2 protein-coding genes and 1 pseudogene are annotated in these 2,026 nt (G+C 52.3%); all 3 read left to right on the top strand.

Going from position 1 to position 2,026, the window contains the following annotated elements:
• Positions 1-245: pseudogene (locus N5D61_RS26390) on the top strand (DUF2875 family protein); the annotation flags it as partial.
• Between the two features lie 118 nt (positions 246-363).
• Positions 364-888, top strand: coding sequence for a hypothetical protein (locus N5D61_RS26385; RefSeq protein WP_279894758.1), 525 nt, complete (start codon positions 364-366; stop codon positions 886-888).
• Positions 889-1,036: 148 nt separating this feature from the next.
• The coding region (locus tag N5D61_RS26380) for a DUF2875 family protein (protein ID WP_279894757.1) at positions 1,037-2,026 on the top strand (990 nt) is incomplete at its 3' end.

Raw genomic sequence — 2,026 nt, 5'->3', positions numbered from 1 at the left:
ATGAAGCGTTCAACATCGGTCGCCGCTTGGGCAACACCGGCGTCAGCAGCGCCCTGGTGGAGATCAACCTCGCCACCATCGCCAGCTACTTCGACGGCGGTATCAGCGCTGTGGTCTACACCGGTACCGACGGGAGCTTCACCGTGCAAATGATTCGCCCACCCAGCGACGCCACCAAGGCGAAAAATGCAAAAACACGCTGGGACGATCCATTCAAATTCGGCGCACCGGGTGGGGTTCAGTGAGCGATCTTGCCGTCGCCAAAATGCTGAAGGGCATAAGCCTCAGCGGCGTTGTCACCAAACCACCCACTGCACGTATTTGCCAATCAGGCAGGCATGTAAACAATCATAAGGAAGCCCGATGTTACTTAACGAAAACAATCGAAGTCTAAAACACGCACCGGTTGCAATTATATGCATTGCAATCATGTCAATACTCATCGGTTGCTCCAACTCTGAAACGCCCTGCGACGGCTTTCTAGGAGAGTTTTCCAACCAGCCTGACACTGCGCCGAGCTTAAGATTTTCAAAAAAATTAGGTGTTTATGAAGTTTCAATAAGAACAGATCAACCTGGCATATGGGAAGGCATGGAACTCACTCAGGGATTTGAGCCAGAAACGGAAAAAGAGATAGCTGAAGAGTACCCAAACTCAAAACCTGTCACCTGCGTACTAAGAGCTGAGGGTGTGACATTTATCAAATTCTCAGCCAACAGTCCGCTAAATCCCTCAGAAAGTGACACTCGAAATAAAGATCTTTATCCAGAAAAAACCCAATATGCAATGGTTGTTGCCGTAGGTTCTGTAGCTGCGGATGCAGGTCTTTATCCCGCAAACCCCAATGCGCCTGAACCCGTATACGACACCACGGAGCATCAAGAATGACACACCCCATTTGCCTCGGGGACCCGACCAGTAGCGGAGGTGAAGTCATTGACTGCCAACTCAGCGGAGCATTCACGTTCAGGCCTGGCTGGGGTGCGTATGGTACGTCGTCGAGAAAGCAAACACTGTAGGCCGGGAGATTACCGATTTGCCACAAGGAACCCTGCTGGGCATTGCTCAGATAACAGCATTGGTAGCAGCCCTGTTCACCATCCACTGGACAGGCAAGGCCGTCGCTCAAACCATCGCTAATAAGGACGCTCAACAAGTTGAGCAGTACAGGCAGCGTGTAGAACTTTCCGAGAAGGTCAAACGCACGTTCTCATTGGAGATCAAAGCAGCAGGATTGGCGATTGATGCACACCAGCAATCGACCATCTGGAGAAAGATCAAGAATAAAAGCGACAATTTTTCCTCAATTTACTCTCAAGACCCAAAGGACTATCCGGACAGAGCTGATACCCGCCGTAACAACGCGTCTATAAACGTTCGAGCTGCCGCTCGACACTCCGCTCGCGACGTCGTCGCCTACTGGCCCGTGCCTTCCTTCGCCCTCGCTCCGCCTAAACAACCGAACGACAAGAATGATCGTGCGGCTGGCGGTATCAGCTCGGCACGCAATGGAGCCACCTTGGGCGTCAATCTGTTTCTCTGGCAGGACGCCGAAAACACCACTCACGCGCAGCGCATTCTGCAAAAGCTCTTTCAGTTCTTCGACAATAATTCCGAAGTCCCCGAAGCCTTTGTATTCAGCGAGGATGGCGACAGTACTCGCAGTGGCTACCGAGTACCGGGCACGCCAGGGTTATCCGATGGATATTACCTTCCAAAAACCCTAGACAGCATGACCGGATTGCTTGTGGCCCGCACTGATCGCGTGGACCGCTACCTGCGTCCCTACGCTGTGCGTCAGCAAGAAGACAACCAAAACAAGTCCACCGACCTTGGCAAACTATGGTTTTTCTATTGGGATCGTGATCGAAAATTTGACCGATTGTATGAGCTGGAGAAGCACGCAGAAGGTGTGGCGGAGCCGCTGAGTCCTAGCACCATGTCCAGCGACTACTGGCATGCCCAATTGCCCGAATTCTGGAAAACCATCAGCAACCGTGGCCCAGGTGATTTCCGTCCCACCAAG

Origin of the sequence: Pseudomonas sp. GD03842, from assembly GCF_029841165.1 — a bacterium.
Taxonomy (GTDB): domain Bacteria; phylum Pseudomonadota; class Gammaproteobacteria; order Pseudomonadales; family Pseudomonadaceae; genus Aquipseudomonas.
Note: the sequence above shows the minus strand (reverse complement) of the source record. Positions and strands in the feature narration are given on the sequence as shown.

Excerpts from the sequence above, each read along its gene's own strand:
- N5D61_RS26385 (WP_279894758.1), top strand. The coding sequence starts at position 364 with ATGTTACTTAACGAAAACAATCGAAGTCTAAAACACGCACCGGTTGCA.